Annotated in this window: 17 protein-coding genes and 1 tRNA gene; 7 read left to right on the top strand and 11 right to left on the bottom strand. The window is 62.8% G+C overall.

From position 1 onward, the window contains the following. The 6 genes from ntrB to BQ8482_RS04035 form a co-directional block, all read right to left on the bottom strand. Nucleotides 1–897 (bottom strand): nitrate ABC transporter permease, encoded by an 897-nt coding sequence (gene ntrB / locus BQ8482_RS04060; protein ID WP_123146367.1) that lies wholly within the window; start codon nucleotides 895–897, stop codon nucleotides 1–3. 65 nt (nucleotides 898–962) lie between these two features. Then, nucleotides 963–2,279: a CmpA/NrtA family ABC transporter substrate-binding protein gene (locus tag BQ8482_RS04055; RefSeq protein WP_123147362.1), complete on the bottom strand. Its 1,317-nt coding sequence runs from the start codon at nucleotides 2,277–2,279 to the stop codon at nucleotides 963–965. Between the two features lie 353 nt (nucleotides 2,280–2,632). Beyond that, complete coding sequence (locus BQ8482_RS04050) at nucleotides 2,633–3,871, bottom strand: CmpA/NrtA family ABC transporter substrate-binding protein (RefSeq protein WP_165848413.1); 1,239 nt, start codon at nucleotides 3,869–3,871, stop codon at nucleotides 2,633–2,635. A gap of 2 nt (nucleotides 3,872–3,873) precedes the next feature. Then, nucleotides 3,874–4,473: an ANTAR domain-containing response regulator gene (locus BQ8482_RS04045; protein ID WP_023796771.1), complete on the bottom strand. Its 600-nt coding sequence runs from the start codon at nucleotides 4,471–4,473 to the stop codon at nucleotides 3,874–3,876. A 161-nt stretch (nucleotides 4,474–4,634) separates the two neighbouring features. Next, nucleotides 4,635–4,853, bottom strand: a complete 219-nt coding sequence (locus tag BQ8482_RS37975) for a hypothetical protein (protein ID WP_165848412.1) — start codon at nucleotides 4,851–4,853, stop codon at nucleotides 4,635–4,637. Between the two features lie 92 nt (nucleotides 4,854–4,945). Beyond that, nucleotides 4,946–5,749 carry a DUF3987 domain-containing protein gene (locus BQ8482_RS04035; RefSeq protein WP_123146365.1) on the bottom strand — a complete coding sequence of 268 codons (804 nt, stop codon included), beginning with the start codon at nucleotides 5,747–5,749 and terminating at the stop codon, nucleotides 4,946–4,948. Nucleotides 5,750–5,764: 15 nt separating this feature from the next. Between BQ8482_RS04035 and BQ8482_RS04030 the strand changes: the two genes are divergently transcribed. The 3 genes from BQ8482_RS04030 to BQ8482_RS04020 all read left to right on the top strand — a co-directional run bounded on the left by BQ8482_RS04030 (nucleotide 5,765) and on the right by BQ8482_RS04020 (nucleotide 6,924). Next, the gene (locus BQ8482_RS04030) at nucleotides 5,765–6,037 is read left to right on the top strand and encodes a toprim domain-containing protein (RefSeq protein WP_133254695.1); all 273 of its coding nucleotides are present in this window, start codon (nucleotides 5,765–5,767) and stop codon (nucleotides 6,035–6,037) included. Further along, a complete protein-coding gene (locus tag BQ8482_RS40485) occupies nucleotides 6,034–6,576 on the top strand; it encodes a DUF3987 domain-containing protein (RefSeq protein WP_425294068.1) in 543 nt (180 codons plus the stop codon). The genes BQ8482_RS04030 and BQ8482_RS40485 overlap by 4 nt, the downstream gene beginning before the upstream one ends. 66 nt (nucleotides 6,577–6,642) lie before the next feature. After that, entirely contained in the window at nucleotides 6,643–6,924 is a 282-nt protein-coding gene (locus BQ8482_RS04020) for a GYD domain-containing protein (RefSeq protein WP_244602610.1), read from the top strand. Between the two features lie 315 nt (nucleotides 6,925–7,239). On the opposite strand, the gene BQ8482_RS04015 is transcribed toward BQ8482_RS04020, so the two are convergent. Beyond that, nucleotides 7,240–7,315 (bottom strand) — tRNA-Ala (locus BQ8482_RS04015). 170 nt (nucleotides 7,316–7,485) lie between these two features. Next, nucleotides 7,486–7,875 carry a TIGR02300 family protein gene (locus BQ8482_RS04010; protein ID WP_123147360.1) on the bottom strand — a complete coding sequence of 130 codons (390 nt, stop codon included), beginning with the start codon at nucleotides 7,873–7,875 and terminating at the stop codon, nucleotides 7,486–7,488. Nucleotides 7,876–8,070: 195 nt separating this feature from the next. Here BQ8482_RS04010 and aroA point away from each other — a divergent pair, with 195 nt between their 5' ends. From aroA to rpsA, 4 genes are all read left to right on the top strand, one after another. Next, nucleotides 8,071–9,429 (top strand): 3-phosphoshikimate 1-carboxyvinyltransferase, encoded by a 1,359-nt coding sequence (gene aroA / locus BQ8482_RS04005; RefSeq protein WP_123146362.1) that lies wholly within the window; start codon nucleotides 8,071–8,073, stop codon nucleotides 9,427–9,429. A 107-nt stretch (nucleotides 9,430–9,536) separates the two neighbouring features. Continuing rightward, nucleotides 9,537–10,133, top strand: a complete 597-nt coding sequence (locus BQ8482_RS04000; protein ID WP_123146361.1) for a hypothetical protein — start codon at nucleotides 9,537–9,539, stop codon at nucleotides 10,131–10,133. Beyond that, nucleotides 10,130–10,774 (top strand): (d)CMP kinase, encoded by a 645-nt coding sequence (gene cmk, locus BQ8482_RS03995; RefSeq protein WP_123146360.1) that lies wholly within the window; start codon nucleotides 10,130–10,132, stop codon nucleotides 10,772–10,774. Before BQ8482_RS04000 ends, cmk begins: the two co-directional genes overlap by 4 nt. A gap of 204 nt (nucleotides 10,775–10,978) precedes the next feature. Beyond that, a complete protein-coding gene (gene rpsA, locus BQ8482_RS03990; protein WP_123146359.1) occupies nucleotides 10,979–12,676 on the top strand; it encodes a 30S ribosomal protein S1 in 1,698 nt (565 codons plus the stop codon). Between the two features lie 148 nt (nucleotides 12,677–12,824). Here rpsA and BQ8482_RS03985 read toward each other — a convergent pair whose 3' ends face one another. From BQ8482_RS03985 to BQ8482_RS03975, 3 genes are all read right to left on the bottom strand, one after another. Then, entirely contained in the window at nucleotides 12,825–13,532 is a 708-nt protein-coding gene (locus tag BQ8482_RS03985; RefSeq protein WP_123146358.1) for an SDR family NAD(P)-dependent oxidoreductase, read from the bottom strand. Nucleotides 13,533–13,695: 163 nt separating this feature from the next. After that, nucleotides 13,696–15,273: a 5-guanidino-2-oxopentanoate decarboxylase gene (locus BQ8482_RS03980; protein ID WP_123146357.1), complete on the bottom strand. Its 1,578-nt coding sequence runs from the start codon at nucleotides 15,271–15,273 to the stop codon at nucleotides 13,696–13,698. Beyond that, the gene (locus tag BQ8482_RS03975; protein WP_123147359.1) at nucleotides 15,270–16,118 is read right to left on the bottom strand and encodes a dimethylarginine dimethylaminohydrolase family protein; all 849 of its coding nucleotides are present in this window, start codon (nucleotides 16,116–16,118) and stop codon (nucleotides 15,270–15,272) included. The genes BQ8482_RS03980 and BQ8482_RS03975 overlap by 4 nt, the downstream gene beginning before the upstream one ends. Nucleotides 16,119–16,258: the final 140 nt, after the last annotated feature.

Raw genomic sequence — 16,258 nt, 5'->3', positions numbered from 1 at the left:
TCACTTTGCCGTTGTGCCGCGGGTGACGAAGGCGCCGACCGCCGCGACCAGGCGATCGAGGCAAAAGCCGGTGACGCCGATATAGGCGAGCGCAACGATGATGTCGGGCAGCCGCGACGAGTTCCAGGCATCCCAGATGAAGAAGCCGATGCCGACGCCGCCTGTCAGCATTTCGGCGGCGACGATGGCAAGCCAGGACAGGCCGATGCCGATGCGCAGGCCGGTGAAGATGTAAGGTGCCGCGGCCGGCACCATGATCTTCACGAAGAATTCGAGCTGGTTGAGCCTGAGGATGCGGGAGACGTTGCGGTAGTCCTCCGGAATGTTGCGGACGCCGACGGCGGTGTTGATGATCACCGGCCAGATCGAGGTGATGAAGATGACGAAGATCGCCGATGGGCTGGAATCGCGGAAGGCGGCCAGCGACAGCGGCAGCCAGGCGAGCGGCGGCACGGTGCGCAGGATCTGGAACACAGGGTCGAGGCCGCGCATCGCCCAGATCGACTGGCCGACCAGAGCACCGAGCGCGACGCCGACGATGGCAGCTAGGCCAAAGCCGATGGCGACGCGCTGCAGCGAGATCAGCACCCGCCAGGCCAGTCCGATGTCCTGCGGACCATAATCGAAGAACGGATGGGCGATCAGATCGTAGGCCTCGTTCCATACCTGGCTAGGTGGCGGCAAGCTGGCGTTGGGCGACGAGCAGGCGATCTGCCAGATGACGAGCATGACGACGATGACGACTGCCGGCGGCACCAGCGTGCTCGCCAGTTTGCCGGCGATCGCGGCGGGATCGAAGCGGCGCCTCACCTTGGCGGTGAAAGCTATGACCTCTGCAGGCTTGGCAGGCGTGGGGAACGCCTTCACCTTGGTGTCCTCGATGGCTTGGATAGACATTTCGCAAAAAGCTCCTTGAGCATTGGCGTGACAGGCGGCGCCACTGGCGCCGCTTGCCGGCGACGTCAGGCCGATGCCTTGATCTTCAGGCTGTCGAGATAGGCGGACGGATTGGCCGGATCGAAGATCTTGCCGTCGAAGAAGGTCTCGACGCCGCGCGATGAAGACGCCGGGATGTCGGCCGCAGCGACGCCGAGATCCTTCGCCGCCTCACGCCACAGATCCTCGCGGTTGACCTGATCGACCAGCGCCTTGATGTCAGTCGTCGCCGCGAATTTGCCCCAGCGGATGTTTTCGGCGAGGAACCAGCTGTCGTGGCTCTTGAACGGATAGGACACGCCGCCCTTCCAGAACTTCATGTAGAGGTCGGTGCCGGTGGCGACGCGGTCATTGCCGTAATTGATGTCGCCCTTAAGGCGACCGATGATGTCGGCGGTCGGCACGTTCATCCATTGCCGCTTGCCGATGATGGCCGCCATCTCGTCCTTGTTTTCCATGGCTTCGCACCATTGCTGGGCTTCCATGACGGCCATCAGGATCGCCTTGGTGGCGTTCGGGTTCTTGTCGATGAAGGCGGCGCGCAGGCCGAGCGCCTTTTCCGGATGGCCTTTCCACAACTCGCCCGTCGTGGCGGCGGTGAAGCCGACGCCCTGATGGACGAGCTGCTCGTTCCATGGCTCGCCGACGCAGAACACGTCCATATTGCCGACTTTCATGTTGGCGACCATCTGCGGCGGCGGCACAACGATGGTCGAGACATCCTTGTCGGGATCGATGCCGCCGGCAGCCAGCCAGTAGCGCAACCAGAGATCATGGGTGCCTCCCGGGAAGGTCATGGCGGCTTTCACCTCCTTGCCTTCGGCCTTCTTGGCCGCAAAGGCGTCCTTCAGCTTGGAGGCATCGAGGCCGACGCCGGTGCCGGCATATTCCTGCGCGACGGAAATCGCCTGGCAGTCATAGTTGAGCCGCGCCACGATCGCCATCGGCATCGGCTGATTGTTCTGCGTCACCTTGCCGGTGTGCATCAGGTAAGGCATCGGCGTCAGGATATGGGCGCCGTCGATGCCGTTGGCTTCGCCGCCGAGCATCAGATTGTCGCGTGTCGCGCCCCAGGAGGCCTGCTTGAGCACCTCGACATCGGGCATGCCGAATTTTTCGAACAGGCCCTTCTCCTTGGCGATCATCAGCGGCGCTGCATCGGTCAGCGCGATGAAGCCGAGCTTGGCGCCAGTGACTTCCGGCGCCGCCGTTGCCGCATAGGCGCCGGACGGCAACAGCGCGCGTGCCGCCGCCAGCGTTGCCGCGGTGGCCGCGCTCATCATCAGGAAATCGCGGCGCGTTACGCCCGTGAGGGCGGATTGGGTTTTGATGCGTTTCGTCATCGTCATCTCCGTTGGGCGCGGCTTGGGATCTGCGCCGTCGATTGCGTGTTCGACCAAAACAAAAAAGCCGCCGGCCAGGCCGCCGCATCCGTTGATCCGGATCGCGTGTTGACCTGAGCGGCAGCTTTGCCTGTGGCGCCCGCCATTGGACGCCGTATTCAATGGCCTGAAGGCCTATGGATTACTAAGCAGGAACCGTGCCAGTTTAGACTTACGGCAAATTCGGCAATGAAAACAATCGAGAGAGCGGGCGTAAAGGCTGGAGCGCCGGATTGTCGATGCTCATGCGACAGTCACGTTCATTGTGCAGCAGCACAAAAATTGTGCAGTGCATGATAGTGCGCAAGGAATGCTCAACCCGTCGGCATTGCCCAGTCGCGGATGGCGAGATAGTCGTCGATCCTGTCCGGATCGAAGATGCGGCCGTCGAAGAAACCATCCGGACCAAGCACGAGGCTGGCGCCCGCCGAGCCGACCGGCGTGGCAGCGGTCAGGGCCCCCTCGACCTTGGCATTGGCTCCCGGCAGAGCGACGCCGAGCGGCTTCAGCGCTGCGCGATAGAGGTCGGGTCGGTAGGTGTCGCGCGCGAGCGCCATGTGGGCAGCGCTGTGCTTGACCTGCCCCCAACGGACCATCTGCGTGTAGAACCACAGCGCATGGCTCTTCCACGGAAAATTCGCCGCCTTGCCGAAAGGAAGAAAGAAGTCCTCGACGCTCAATTCCGCGCCGCCGCCCAGCGCAAGATGTCCGGTCAGGATCGGCATCAGCAGCGCCGGCGAAACGCCGAGGAACGAAGGCTGCGCCATCAGGGCGGCCAGTTCACCGCGGTTTGCCGGATCCTGGCACCAGCGCGCGGCGTGATGAAGCGCGCGCAGCAGGGCCGAAAGGGCCTCCGGGTGTTTCTCGGCCCAGGCCTTGCGCACGCCGACGACTTTCTCGGGGCTGGTCTTCCAGATAGCGGCCTTGACCGTGGCGATATGGCCGGTGCCGGCGACGACCGAGGCGCTGTTCCAGGGTTCGCCGACGCAGTAGCCGTCGATCCTGCCGGCGGCGAGTGCGTCGGCCATGAAGGGCGGCGGCACGATGACGATTTCTATTTCGCGCGACGGATCGATGCCGCAGGCCGCGAGCCAGTAGCGCAGTTCGTAATTATGCCCCGAGTGCGGATGCACGACCGCAAAGCGCATCGGCTCGCGACCGGCATTTGCCCGTTCACGGATCAGCGCTCCCAAGGCCCCGCCGGCCCGCGCCGGATCGAGGTCGGGCAACGCACCGTGCGCGGCCATGCCCGCCCAGAGCATATTCGAAACCGTTACGCAGTTGCCGCCCAGCCCAAGCGAGAACGGCACGATCGTATCGGAGGCGAGCGGGGTGAGCCCCAGATTGCAGGCGATCGGCATCGGCCCGAGCATGTGCGCCAGATCGAAATGCCCGATCGCGATGCGGTCGCGGATGTTGGCCCATGACGTCTCGCGACTGAGCGTCAGGTCGACGCCTTCGCGCGCGGCAAAGCCGATCTCCCTCGCTGCGACAAGAACCGCGCTGTCGAAGAGCGGTATGAAACCGGCATTGATCTGGTGTTCGGCCGCCATGCTCAACTCTCTCCGGGATCCAGAAGGCCTGCCGCCGTCACCAGGCTCTGCGCGATTTCGCTGATCTTGCGGTTCTGGTTCATGGCGGTCTTGCGCAAAAGCGTATAGGCCGCGTCCTCCGACAGGCCGCGCGACCTCATCAGGATGCCCTTGGCGCGGTCGATGACCTTGCGGTCCTCCAATTCACTGCGGGCCTCTTCCAGTTCGCGCGCCATCCGCGAAAAGGCGTTGAAGCGGCTGATCGCCATGTCGAGGATCGGCTTGACGCGCTCCTGGCGCAGCCCGTCGACGACGTAGGCGGAGACCCCCGCTTCCACCGCAGCTTCGATCGAAGCCTGGTCGGACCGGTCCACGAACATGGCGATCGGCCGCTTCACCACGCGCGAAAGCTGGAACATGTTTTCAAGCATGTCGCGGTTGGGATTTTCGAGGTCGATGACGATCACGTCCGGTTCGATCTCGGCAATGCGCCGCGCTATTCCGGCAACATCGTGAACGACCGTGACCTGCTCATGCCCGGCCTCCCGCAATCCCGCCTCAATGATGGAGGCGCGGATGTGGTTTTCGTCGATCACCAGGACGGTGAGGGATTTCCGGATCATGCCGCATTTTGCGCACGCTGCGTGATTGTGCAATGCGGCATATGAGAATTGACGCAGTTATCGCTTCGGGGACTGCCAAATGTTCGCGGAGATGACCCGTCAAGCTTCTCTAAATACCATTCATAGGGTCTACTTTGCTTTTGTATCGCCTTCGCTATTTTTCAGTTTGCGAACCTTGTCTCGCTGGCTAGAAGATTGGAGGTTTCCATGGATCGGCGATCATTTTTGACGGGAATGTTTGGCATTGCTGGGGCAGCAGCCCTTGCGAGCGCAGTTCGGCCAATCAACGCGGTCGCCGGCGTACCAGGCGCGCCAGAAGCGGCATTCTCGATGAACTCGACGCGCCGGATACGGAAGCCTTCGAGGATGAAGATACTCAAGCGGAGCCGGTCCGCCATCGGCACTGGCACCGCAGGCGGCGGCGCAGGCGGCGCGCTTGGAGAAGGATCTGCCGTCGTTACTGGCGAAATGGCTAGGCGACAGTGGGGCGCCCGCCAGTGTCGGGCATCTCGATTTCGCGGCAGTGATTGGTTTCCACAAGCGTATCGATGGCCGAAATCACCGCGTCACGATCAGCGAGCCCGGCCCATTTCCGTTGATGAACCGCCCGCACCGTGAATTGGTCGGGCAACTGCTGGCGGCGGTCCAGGATAAGCTTGGCGCCGTCCTCAGCCATGGTCTCGCCAGCCGCATAGAGCCGGTTGGCGTGGCTGCGCAGATACTCATACCATTCGAGGGCGCGAAGCGTCGAAACGTCGCCAACTTCGAACCGGCCGCCGTCGATAAGCTCGAACAACAGCGCAAGGCTGGCAATCGTCTTCGGCATCTTCAGGATATGGCTTTCCAGTACCGACGAAATGCCGCTGCCCCTGGCTTCCACCTGAACGCCAGACATCCAATCGCGGAAGACCTCTTGTGCGCCGGGAGCAAAGCGCATGACGGCCGGATTTTCGGTGCTGCCGAGATCCATCGAACGAAGGTCGGAAAACACCTTGTCGTAAGCTTCTCGCGCGGCGCCGTTCGGATGCCGATCGACCCATTTCCAATTCGGGTTATCGTCAGGCCAGACGGAAAGCTGCAACCGCTGGATAAGGCCGTCATTGGTGGCTCCGGTCATTGCGCCGCGGACGATAGGAGCAATGCGCGATGGCTGGATACCGCCGATGATTGACAGGGTGCAGCTTTCAATCTGTACCGTACCCCGCCCGATGCGGTCATAAGTGAAGCTATCGCCCGATGAGGTGGTGACAGTCGGCCTTTCCATTGCGGAAGGCATCGAAACCTCCTGGCAGTGATGGGCAATTTCGGCATGTCGCCGGTTTGGTCCACCATGACGGCCGGGACGCTTGCCGGGTTCCCGGTGCTGCCCGGTGTCGAATGCCTGTCCATCTTCGCGGACAACGACAGGGCCAAGATGCAGGCTGGCCGGCTACGGCAGGCAGGCAATGAGGCAGCGCGCAAATGCGCCGACACATGGGCGGCAGATGGCCGCGAAAGCATCATCTGGACGCCACCGAATATCGGAACCGACTTCAACGACATTTCTAGGAGGGCGGCGGCATGATCGAATATCGCAGCCCTGAAGAAATGCTATTGGCGACGGGTGCCATCAAGCAAGCGATGGCCCCTAACCTTATCCCGATCGATGGCGGAAGGGCAGGAGAGCCCAAGGGACGGGCATGGCCGGCGCCGTTGCCTATCGCGGCTACCTTGCCGCCCGTAAGGCGGTTCCATGCCGATCTGCTGCCGGAAGCGCTTCGCCGTTATGTTTTCGACGTTGCCGAACGACAGCAATCGCCAGTCGATTTCTCGGCTGTCTCGGCGCTGGTCGCGGTGTCTGCCGTGGTCGGCAACCGCGTCCGCATCGCGCCAAAGACCAATGACGACTGGACGGTTGTTCCGAACCTTTGGGGCGGCATCATCGGCCGGCCTAGCGCCATGAAGTCCCCGGCCATGCAATCGGCCCTGGCGCCCGTCTACGGGCTTCAGGATGCCATGCGCAAGGATTGGGAGAGTGAGACTAGATCCGCGCGGATATCTCGCGGCAAACGCCAAGATTTGAGATATTGTGTCTTCGGCAGATCACCCGATCTGCCCGATTAGGGAGGAGAATGTGCTATGCCATTGTTCATAATCACAGGGTGCTATTCAGCCACGTCAGCGAAGGGAATGATTGACAATCCATCGAACAGAGAAAAGGCGGCTCGCGGCATAATGGAAGCAGCAGGCGGAAAAATGCATTCTTTCTACGTCACGACCGGCGAAACCGACTGGATGGTAATCGCGGAATTCGACGACGGTGCTGACCTGATCCCCGCACTTCTCGTCGTCGGCGCATCGGGAGCAGTATCGAATGTCAAAACCGTGCGGGCATACTCGGGCGCGGAATTCAAGGCTGCTCAAGAGAAGGCGGGCAAAATCGCATCTTCCTACAAATCCCCGGCAAAATAAGCAGACCACTGGTTGAAACATCTCTGGCAGCGGAGCGAACCTCCGCTGCAAGTTCGTTCCGGCATCCATTAATCCGGCGCGTCATACAGCGGCTTTCGCCGTCCCGGCTCCGCCCTCTTCTTCGCGACGAGCGCGAGGCATTCCCCGCGCGTCGTTACCGGGAACGTCGTAGCGGCGTAGTGGAAACGAGAGCGAAAATTACTTTCCGAGCCCCAAAATGCGTCTGGCGGTGCCCTGGCGGTGCCCCGAAGGCTTCCGGGGCAAGAGGCCCCCAAAGGGCTGACTGCTAATTATCTGAAAACACTATAGAAATTTTGGTGGAGCCAATCGGAATCGAACCGACGACCTCTTGAATGCCATTCAAGCGCTCTCCCAACTGAGCTATGGCCCCACTCCGGCAGTCTACCGGCGCCGTTGCCGGCGAAGAGATCCGGCGCGGGTTGAGACCGCGCCGTTAGTGCAGCGGCTTCTAACCCCGCCTTCCGTCAATATCAAGCCTTCAAGAGCCGCTTTTTATTAAGACGCCGCGAAAGTCGGCAGGCGCTTACGCCAGAGGCCGGATCAGACTTCGTCGTCGTCGTCGCCGACGCCGATCATGTCGGCGACATCGTCGTCTTCTTCCTCCTCGTCGGCGAGGAAAGTATCGTCGTCGTCATCGCCGAGGTCCACATCGTCCTCGTCATCGCCGAGATCGGGAAGATCGTCGGGTTTCGCATCCTCATCCGCCTCTTCGAGCGAGACGACCTCGACGCCCTCTTCCTCCTCGGCGTCCACTTCCTTCTCGGCAACTTCCTCTTCCTCCTCGAGGGCGGCGATCTTGCCTTCCTCGAAATAGGAACGTGGATAGCTCTTGCCGGTATAGGGCGAGACGATCGGATCCTTGTTCAGGTCGTAGAATTTTTGACCCGTTTCGGGGTCGATGCGTTTGGTGCCAAGTTCGGGTTTTGCCACAGCAAGCCTCGTCGATGAAAGTTTGGTCCCCATAACCACAGTTTGCGGCGCTGTCAAAGCCTAAAGCCAGCCTGATAAATCGCCGTGTTGAGCGACCTCTTGCAAGGGGATGACCATTTCCGCCCACCGTGATACGAGACCGCCCAAACAAGAGGAAAAAGGCCGGCCACCGGCGTTTTCAGCCAAGGAAAAGCCATGTCGCATACTGCCGCCCCGAAACCGGCCACTGCTCGCAAATCGTCAGCGCTTTCCGGCGCGGCGCGGGTGCCCGGCGACAAGTCGATCTCGCACCGCTCGTTCATGTTCGGCGGCCTCGCCTCCGGCGAGACCCGCATCACCGGCCTGCTGGAAGGCGAGGATGTAATGCGCACGGGCGCCGCGATGAAGGCGATGGGCGCGCATGTAGAGAAGCGCGGCGCCGAGTGGGTGATCCGCGGCACCGGCAACGGCGCGCTGCTGCAGCCGGAAGGCCCGCTCGATTTCGGCAATGCCGGTACCGGCTCGCGCCTGACCATGGGCCTGGTCGGCACCTACGACATGGAGACGACCTTCATCGGCGACGCCTCGCTGTCCGGCCGGCCGATGGGCCGCGTGCTCGAACCTTTGCGCCAGATGGGCGTGCAGGTGCTGAGGGCAACGCCCGGCGACCGCATGCCGATCACGCTGCACGGGCCCAAGCACGCAGCACCCATCACCTACCGCGTGCCGATGGCCTCGGCGCAGGTGAAGTCGGCGGTGTTGCTCGCCGGGCTGAACACGCCCGGCGTCACCACCGTCATCGAGCCGGTGATGACGCGCGACCACACCGAAAAGATGCTGAAGGGATTCGGCGCCAATCTGTCGGTCGAGACCGACGAGCGCGGCGTGCGCCACATCTTCATCGAGGGCCAGGGCAAGCTCACCGGCCAGACCATCGCTGTGCCGGGCGACCCATCCTCGGCCGGCTTCCCGCTGGTGGCCGCACTCATCGTGCCGGGCTCGGACATTACAATCGAAAACGTGCTGATGAACCCGACCCGCACCGGGCTTTTGTTGACGCTGCAGGAAATGGGCGCCCGGATCGATGTTCTCGACCCGCGCAATGAAGGCGGCGAGGATGTCGCCGATCTGCGCGTACGCCATTCCGAGCTGAAGGGCGTCACCGTGCCGCCCGAGCGGGCGCCGACGATGATCGACGAATATCCGGTCCTTGCCGTCGCCGCCAGCTTCGCCGAGGGCGAAACGCTGATGCAGGGATTGGAAGAGCTGCGGGTGAAGGAATCCGACCGGCTGTCGGCAGTCGCGAACGGGCTGAAGGTCAACGGCGTCGACTGCACCGAAGGCGAGGCCTCGCTGGCGGTGCGTGGGAAACCGGGCGGCAAGGGGCTCGGTCAACACCCAAATGGACAGAGCACCATCGTCCAGACTCATCTCGACCACCGCATTGCCATGAGCTTTCTGGTCATGGGACTGGCAACGGAAAAGCCGGTGACCATCGACGACCAGGCGATGATCGCGACGAGTTTTCCTGAATTCATGGGCCTGATGAAGGGGCTGGGCGCGAAGATCGAGTAGCGGTACTGCGAGCAGGATTTCCACGTTCAGCGCCAAACTAGCCGCGCCAGCGGTCTTGTGAGCGACTTTCGATTTCTTTGTAAGCAACCGCGCAGGGGGGTGAGTGGATGGCAAGTCTTGATTTTCAGAGGCCGGGGGCCAGGGGCTCTCATTGGCAAAGGCAAGCAGACGGTACTTTTCTGTTCCGCTTGGACAGGTCCGCCAAAACCCGGATCGTCAATGCCGATGAACTTACCAGCCTCATCGAGATCCAGAATCGCGAATGGGCGTTTGTTTTGTTCACTCTCATTCCCATGCTCGTGTTCATCGTGCTTTGGCTTTCCGACCGGATGGATAGTATCTGGGTTCTCCTTGCTGCAGCGATATGGATTGCCTTGAACCATCACATGCATCGCAAGTTGAGAGCACAGACTGGAGCTATTCTTTCTACTACCCAACTGTCTTCCGATGAGTTCGTTTTTCCAAAAGCCTCGATCGATGGGATAGCTATTGAGATCGCAAAGAAGGTTTCTGCTCGCTCTGGTAATTTTTGTCTTGTGATGTCGATATTGTTTACCGGAGCTGGCGCGGTAGCCTTGGTAGACGGCATATTTCATCTGGGTCTTGGCGGGCAGGAGATAAGTCCGCTGGCCAGCGGCTATGCATTCGCCTTCTTTGGCCTCCTATCCTACCTATTTTATCGTGTCCGAAAGCTACGCCCTTGACCTTCACCATCGCCATCGACGGACCCGCCGGCGCCGGCAAAGGCACGCTGGCGCGGCGGCTGGCTGACCATTACCGCCTGAACCTGCTCGACACCGGCCTCACCTATCGCGCGGTCGCCCATGCGCTGCTTCGGCTCGGCCTGCCGCTCGACAATGTCTCGGCGGCGGAAACCGCGGCGCGGCAGGTCGATCTGGCCAAGCTCGACCGGTCGGTGCTGTCGGCGCATGCGGTCGGCGAGGCGGCTTCGAAAGTGGCTGTTATCCCGTCGGTGCGGCGCATACTGGTCGAAAAGCAGCGTGAATTCGCCAAGGCGCCGCCCGGTGCGGTTCTCGACGGTCGCGATATCGGCACCGTCGTCTGTCCCGACGCCGACATAAAACTCTATGTGACGGCGAGCGCCGAGGTGCGGGCACAACGCAGGCTGGCCGAGATCGAGAGCATCGGCGGCACCGCCGATTTCGACGAAATCCTGGCCGATATCCTGCGCCGCGATGAGCGCGACATGGGCAGAGCCTCCTCGCCCTTGAAGCCGGCCGCCGATGCGCACTTGCTCGACACGTCGGAAATGGCTATAGAAGCCGCGTTTCTTGCGGCCAAGGCGATCATCGACGACGTTCTGGCCAAGAGAAACAAAGCCTGAGCCGGGTTTTCCTGTCGTTGCCGATTGCCGGCGGCGAAAAGATACCCGTATCGGGCACGAACCAGCCTGCCAGCATTCTTCATGCGCCGGAATCGCCGCTTAGGCGGCCAAGGGCTTTTTGAAGCCCGGAACGCCGGCAGGCCAACGCAACGCTAACCCACGGCGCCCTCCCCGCTTGAGATGCGGGGTATTCCAGGAGAAACTATGTCAGTTGCAAATCCCACTCGCGATGATTTCGCGAGCCTGCTCGAAGAATCTTTTTCCGCCGGCCATTCCGGCGAAGGCCAAGTCGTCAAGGGCACGATCACCGCGATCGAAAAGGACATGGCAATCATCGATGTCGGCCTCAAGGTCGAAGGCCGCGTGCCGCTGAAGGAATTCGGCGTCAAGGGTAAGGAGTCGACGCTCAAGGTCGGCGACACGGTCGAAGTCTATGTCGAGCGCATCGAGAACGCGCTTGGCGAAGCGATGCTTTCCCGTGAGAAGGCCCGCCGCGAAGAGAGCTGGGTCCGTCTCGAAGAGAAGTTCACCAAGGGCGAGCGCGTCGAAGGCGTCATCTTCAACCAGGTCAAGGGCGGCTTCACCGTCGATCTCGACGGCGCCGTGGCCTTCCTGCCGCGTAGCCAGGTCGACATTCGCCCGATCCGCGACGTCTCCCCGCTGATGCACAATCCGCAGCCTTTCGAGATCCTCAAGATGGATCGCCGCCGCGGCAACATCGTGGTGTCGCGCCGCACCGTGCTCGAGGAAAGCCGCGCCGAACAGCGTTCGGAAATCGTGCAGAACCTCGAAGAGGGCCAGGTGGTCGAAGGCGTCGTCAAGAACATCACCGACTATGGTGCGTTCGTCGACCTCGGCGGCATCGACGGCCTGCTGCATGTCACCGACATGGCATGGCGCCGCGTCAACCATCCGACCGAAATCCTCAACATCGGCCAGACGGTCAAGGTCCAGATCATTCGCATCAACCAGGAAACCCACCGCATCTCGCTCGGCATGAAGCAGCTCGAGAGCGATCCGTGGTCCGAGATCGGAACGAAATTCCCGATCGGCAAGAAGATCAAGGGCACCGTCACCAACATCACCGACTACGGCGCGTTCGTCGAGTTGGAGCCGGGCATCGAGGGCCTCATCCACGTTTCGGAAATGTCGTGGACGAAGAAGAACGTGCATCCCGGCAAGATCCTGTCGACGACGCAGGAAGTCGACGTGGTGGTGCTCGAGGTCGATCCGGCCAAGCGCCGCATTTCGCTCGGCCTCAAGCAGACGCTCGAGAACCCGTGGCAGGCTTTCGCCAGCAGCCATCCGGTCGGCAGCCAGGTCGAGGGCGAGGTCAAGAACAAGACCGAGTTCGGCCTGTTCATCGGCCTCGAAGGCGATGTCGACGGCATGGTCCATCTTTCCGACCTCGACTGGACCCGTCCGGGCGAGCAGGTGATCGAGGAGTACAATCGCGGCGACATGGTCAAGGCGCAGGTGCTCGACGTCGACATCGACAAGGAGCGCATCTCGCTCGGCATCAAGCAGCTGGCCAAGGATACGGCCGGCGAGGCGGCGACTTCAGGCGAACTGCGCAAGAACGCCGTCGTCACCTGCGAGGTTACCGGCGTCAAGGATGGCGGTCTGGAAGTGCGGCTGGTCGACAGCGGCATCGAGACCTTCATCAAGCGCTCCGACCTCAGCCGTGACCGCGACGAGCAGCGCCCCGAGCGCTTCACGGTCGGCCAGAAGGTGGACGCCCGCGTCATCGCCTTCGACAAGAAGACCCGCAAGCTGCAGGTCTCGATCAAGGCGCTGGAAATCGCCGAAGAGAAGGAAGCGGTTGCCCAGTACGGCTCGACCGACTCCGGCGCTTCGCTGGGCGACATCCTGGGTGCCGCGCTGAAGAAGCAGGGCAGCTAGGTCCACTAACGCCGCGCCTCGCGCGGCCTATTAAAAAACCCCGCCGGAGCGATCCGGCGGGGTTTTTGTTTTGACCATGGTCAGAGCATCGTAACCCAAACGTGGCAAACCGATTTTGGGAAATCCGCGCTCTAGACAAAGAGATAAATCAGGCCCTGCCGTAAAGCGGCACCAGCGTGCCGCTCATCGCCAGATTGGCCGGCGAAGCGAGGTAGGCAATGGCCTCCGCGGCCGCTTCGAGGCTAACCCATTTGCTGAAATCGGCAGCCGGCATGTCAGCCCGGGTAGCCGGCGTATCGAGGATCGAGGGCGCGACGGCATTGACCAGGATGCCCTTGCCCTTGAGTTCTTCCGCCATCGCCACCGTCATTGCCGCGACGGCCGCCTTGCTGGCGGCATAGGCGACCATGCCGGAACCGCGCCGCAGGTCGAGCCCGGCGCGCGCCGTGACATTGACGATACGGCCCGACACGGAAGATTCCAGCATCGAGCGTATCGCCGCGCGGCAGCACAGGAAGGTGGTGCGGGCGTTGGTGTCCATCATTTCGGCAAAGGACGCGGGCTCGATCTTCTCGACCGGCGCGGCGGTGAAGCCGCCGGCCAGGTGGATGGATGCCCACAAATCCGTAACACTGGCGTAGAACGCATCGACTTTGGCGGGGTCGGCGAGATCGACATTGTGCGCCAGCCTGACGCGCTCATGTGCCGGGAAGGGAAAATGCGCGGGCGCGGCGGCATGGGCATTGGGCACATGGCAGATCGCGCCCTGCTCCAGCAGTTTGCCGACAACCGCGCCACCGAGCGCCCCGGTGCCGCCGGTCACCACAACATTCCTGCCGTTCAGTGTATCCGTCATCTTCGACCGCTCCAGTCACTCATATGCCGCTGCTCGCCACCGCCGAAGGTCGCGCCTTTCGCGCGATCACTCAAACGAAATCTCGATGACGCGGCGTCGTTTGCGCGCGTCAAGCCGGCGGCCATCCGACGAGGATCGCATCCCCAAGACGCTGCCACAGCACTCAATCGACAGTGATCTCGATGACATACGGCAGTCCGGTCGCACGCGCGCGCTGGAGTGCGTCCGCCAGATCGTCGATACCAACGATCCGCTCGGCGGCAATACCATAGGCCTCGGCCAGCTTGCAGAAATCAGGCGGCGCCGGCGAGACGCCGACCGGCTCGACGCCGACATCGAGCATCGAGGTTTCGATTTCGCGATAGCCGCGATTGTTCCAGACGACGTAGATCACCGGCGCCGCAGCGTCGAGCGCGGCGCCCAGTTCGGGCAGCGTGAACTGGAAACCACCGTCGCCGGTGAGACAAACGACCGGCGCATCAGGCACGGCAAGGGCCGCACCGATCGCCGCCGGCGGACCATAGCCCAGCGCGCCGAAGCCGGTGGCGGCGTTGAACCAGCCGCCCGGTCGGTCGTGATCGTAATAGAGGTTGGCGGCATAGACCGGCTGGGTCGAATCGCCGACGATAATCGAGCCCGGCAACGCATCGCGGATCGCCTCGACGGCGCCCGTTTGCGCCTGGAGGCTCGGGCTGATTTCGGCGAAGGCCGCTTGCCTTGTTGCAGCGGCGCGAGCCGGACCGTCCGATGGCGGCTGGCCCTTGCCGATTTCGGCAAGCAGCGCCTCGAGTGCTGCGCCGCAATCGGCGTGGATCGAAATCCGGGCCGGCCAGCGGGCAAGCTGGTCGGTGCCGATGTCGATGCGGATCAGATTGGTCGGCAGGACAAAGCCGCCGTCGCTATAGCCATCATAGTCGGTCGGGCCGAATTCGGTGCCGGCGGCAATGACCAGATCGGCCTCGGCCATCAGTGCACGCACCGCCTTCAGACTGGGGCTCGCCGGCACGCCAAGCGGATGGCGATGCAGCAGGCCGCGGGCATTGGCCGTCTGGACAACCGGCGCCCCCAGCCTTTCGGCAAGGCGCTGCAACGGTGCTTCGGCTCTCTTGGCGCCGCCGCCGGCAAGGATCAGCGGGCGGCAAGCAGCCGCGCAAAGCCTTGCCGCCTCTATTATCGCTGCAGCATCCGGTTCGGGCGGCGCGACATTCGTCAGCAAAGCCGCGATGCTGTCGGCCGGCTTGACCATGACGTCGGTCGGGATCTCGATATGGACCGGGCCGGGGCGCGATGACGAAAACAGCGCGAAGGCGCGGGCAAGAACGCCCGGCAGTTCGTCGGCGTCGATGACACGATGCGAGAACAGCGCGACCTTCTCCATCATGCCGCGCTGGTCGGGCAGTTCGTGCAGGTGGCCAAGGCCCTTGCCCAGCGTCGGCGTGGCGTTGACGCCCGAGATCACCAGCATCGGGACCGAATCGGCACGGGCCTGGCCCATAGCGGTGATGGTGTTGGTCAGTCCCGGTCCGGTGATGACGAAGGCGACGCCAGGCTTGCCGCTGGCGCGCGCATAGCCGTCGGCCATGAAGCCGGCGCCCTGCTCGTGACGCGGGGTGACGTGGCGGATCTTCGAGCGCGCCAGCCCGCGATAGAGTTCGACCGTATGCACACCGGGAATGCCGAAGACCGTGTCGACATCATGTGCTTCGAGCAAAGTGATGAGCGCTTCGCCGACTGTCGTCATTGTCTGAGCACCGGGCGTGTGAGGCAAGTCGGTCCGCCCTCGCAGGCGATGCACAGCGCGTCCGCCTCGAAGGTCGAAACCCTGCAGCCGGCGGCCGCCATGGCCGCCGCCGTCTTCGGGAAGCCGGCAACGGCGATCACCTCGCGCGGCGCGGTCGGCAGCACATTGAGGCTGAGGCCGTTGGAGGCGAAGAACTCCTCGGCGTCGCCCTCGACCAGGCGAATGCCTCGCGCCCGCAGCATCTGGTAGAAGGCAGCCGGCAAAAGCGGTGCATAGACCAGCGCCAGATCGTCGGCGAGCGGACTGATCACCGACATCAGGTGCAGGCAGGCCTCCTCGCCATGCCAGAGCGGCAGGTCGTAACCATAGACCTGGATGCCCTTGGGTGTGAGCAGGTTGGCGAGTTGCTGGATGCCGTCCTGGTTGGTGCGCACGCCGCGGCCGACGGCCAGCGTCCGAGAATCCATCCAGACGCAATCGCCGCCCTCGACTTGGCCGGGATGCTCGATGCGGCCGAGGATAGGCACGCCCATGCGCCTGTAGGCCGCCTCGTGCAGGCCGGGCTCGGCCCGGCGCAGCGCCTTGCCCATGGCAAGGATGATGGCGCCGTGGTCGGTCATCAACGAAGGATCGTGCGTGAAGACGGAATCGGCAAGCCCGTCATCGGCGTCGGTCAGCCATTCGATCTCGGCGCCGGATGCCAAAACCAGCGTCGTCAGCGCCTCATACTGGGCAGCGGCCTTTTGCGGATCGAAGCCCGGGCCATAGTGCCATTCCGATGCTCTGGCGCGGGGCATGGCGCTTGCGGCGGACCGCATCAGCACCCGCTGCAGGGGCCCGGCCATGGACTGCGACCCGTATTCCTTTGCCAACAAGTGCTCCTTAAACGCCCATCCCAGCCAATAGCCACTCAGCGAGCCGTGATCAATGGTCCAAAAAGCATGGTTGACGGAGGCAAGCGGAACGGTACATCTTGAGAATGAGA

The sequence above is a fragment of the Mesorhizobium delmotii genome, assembly GCF_900149755.1.
Taxonomy (GTDB): Bacteria; Pseudomonadota; Alphaproteobacteria; order Rhizobiales; family Rhizobiaceae; genus Mesorhizobium; species Mesorhizobium delmotii.
This window is presented reverse-complemented; position numbering and strand designations above follow the sequence as displayed.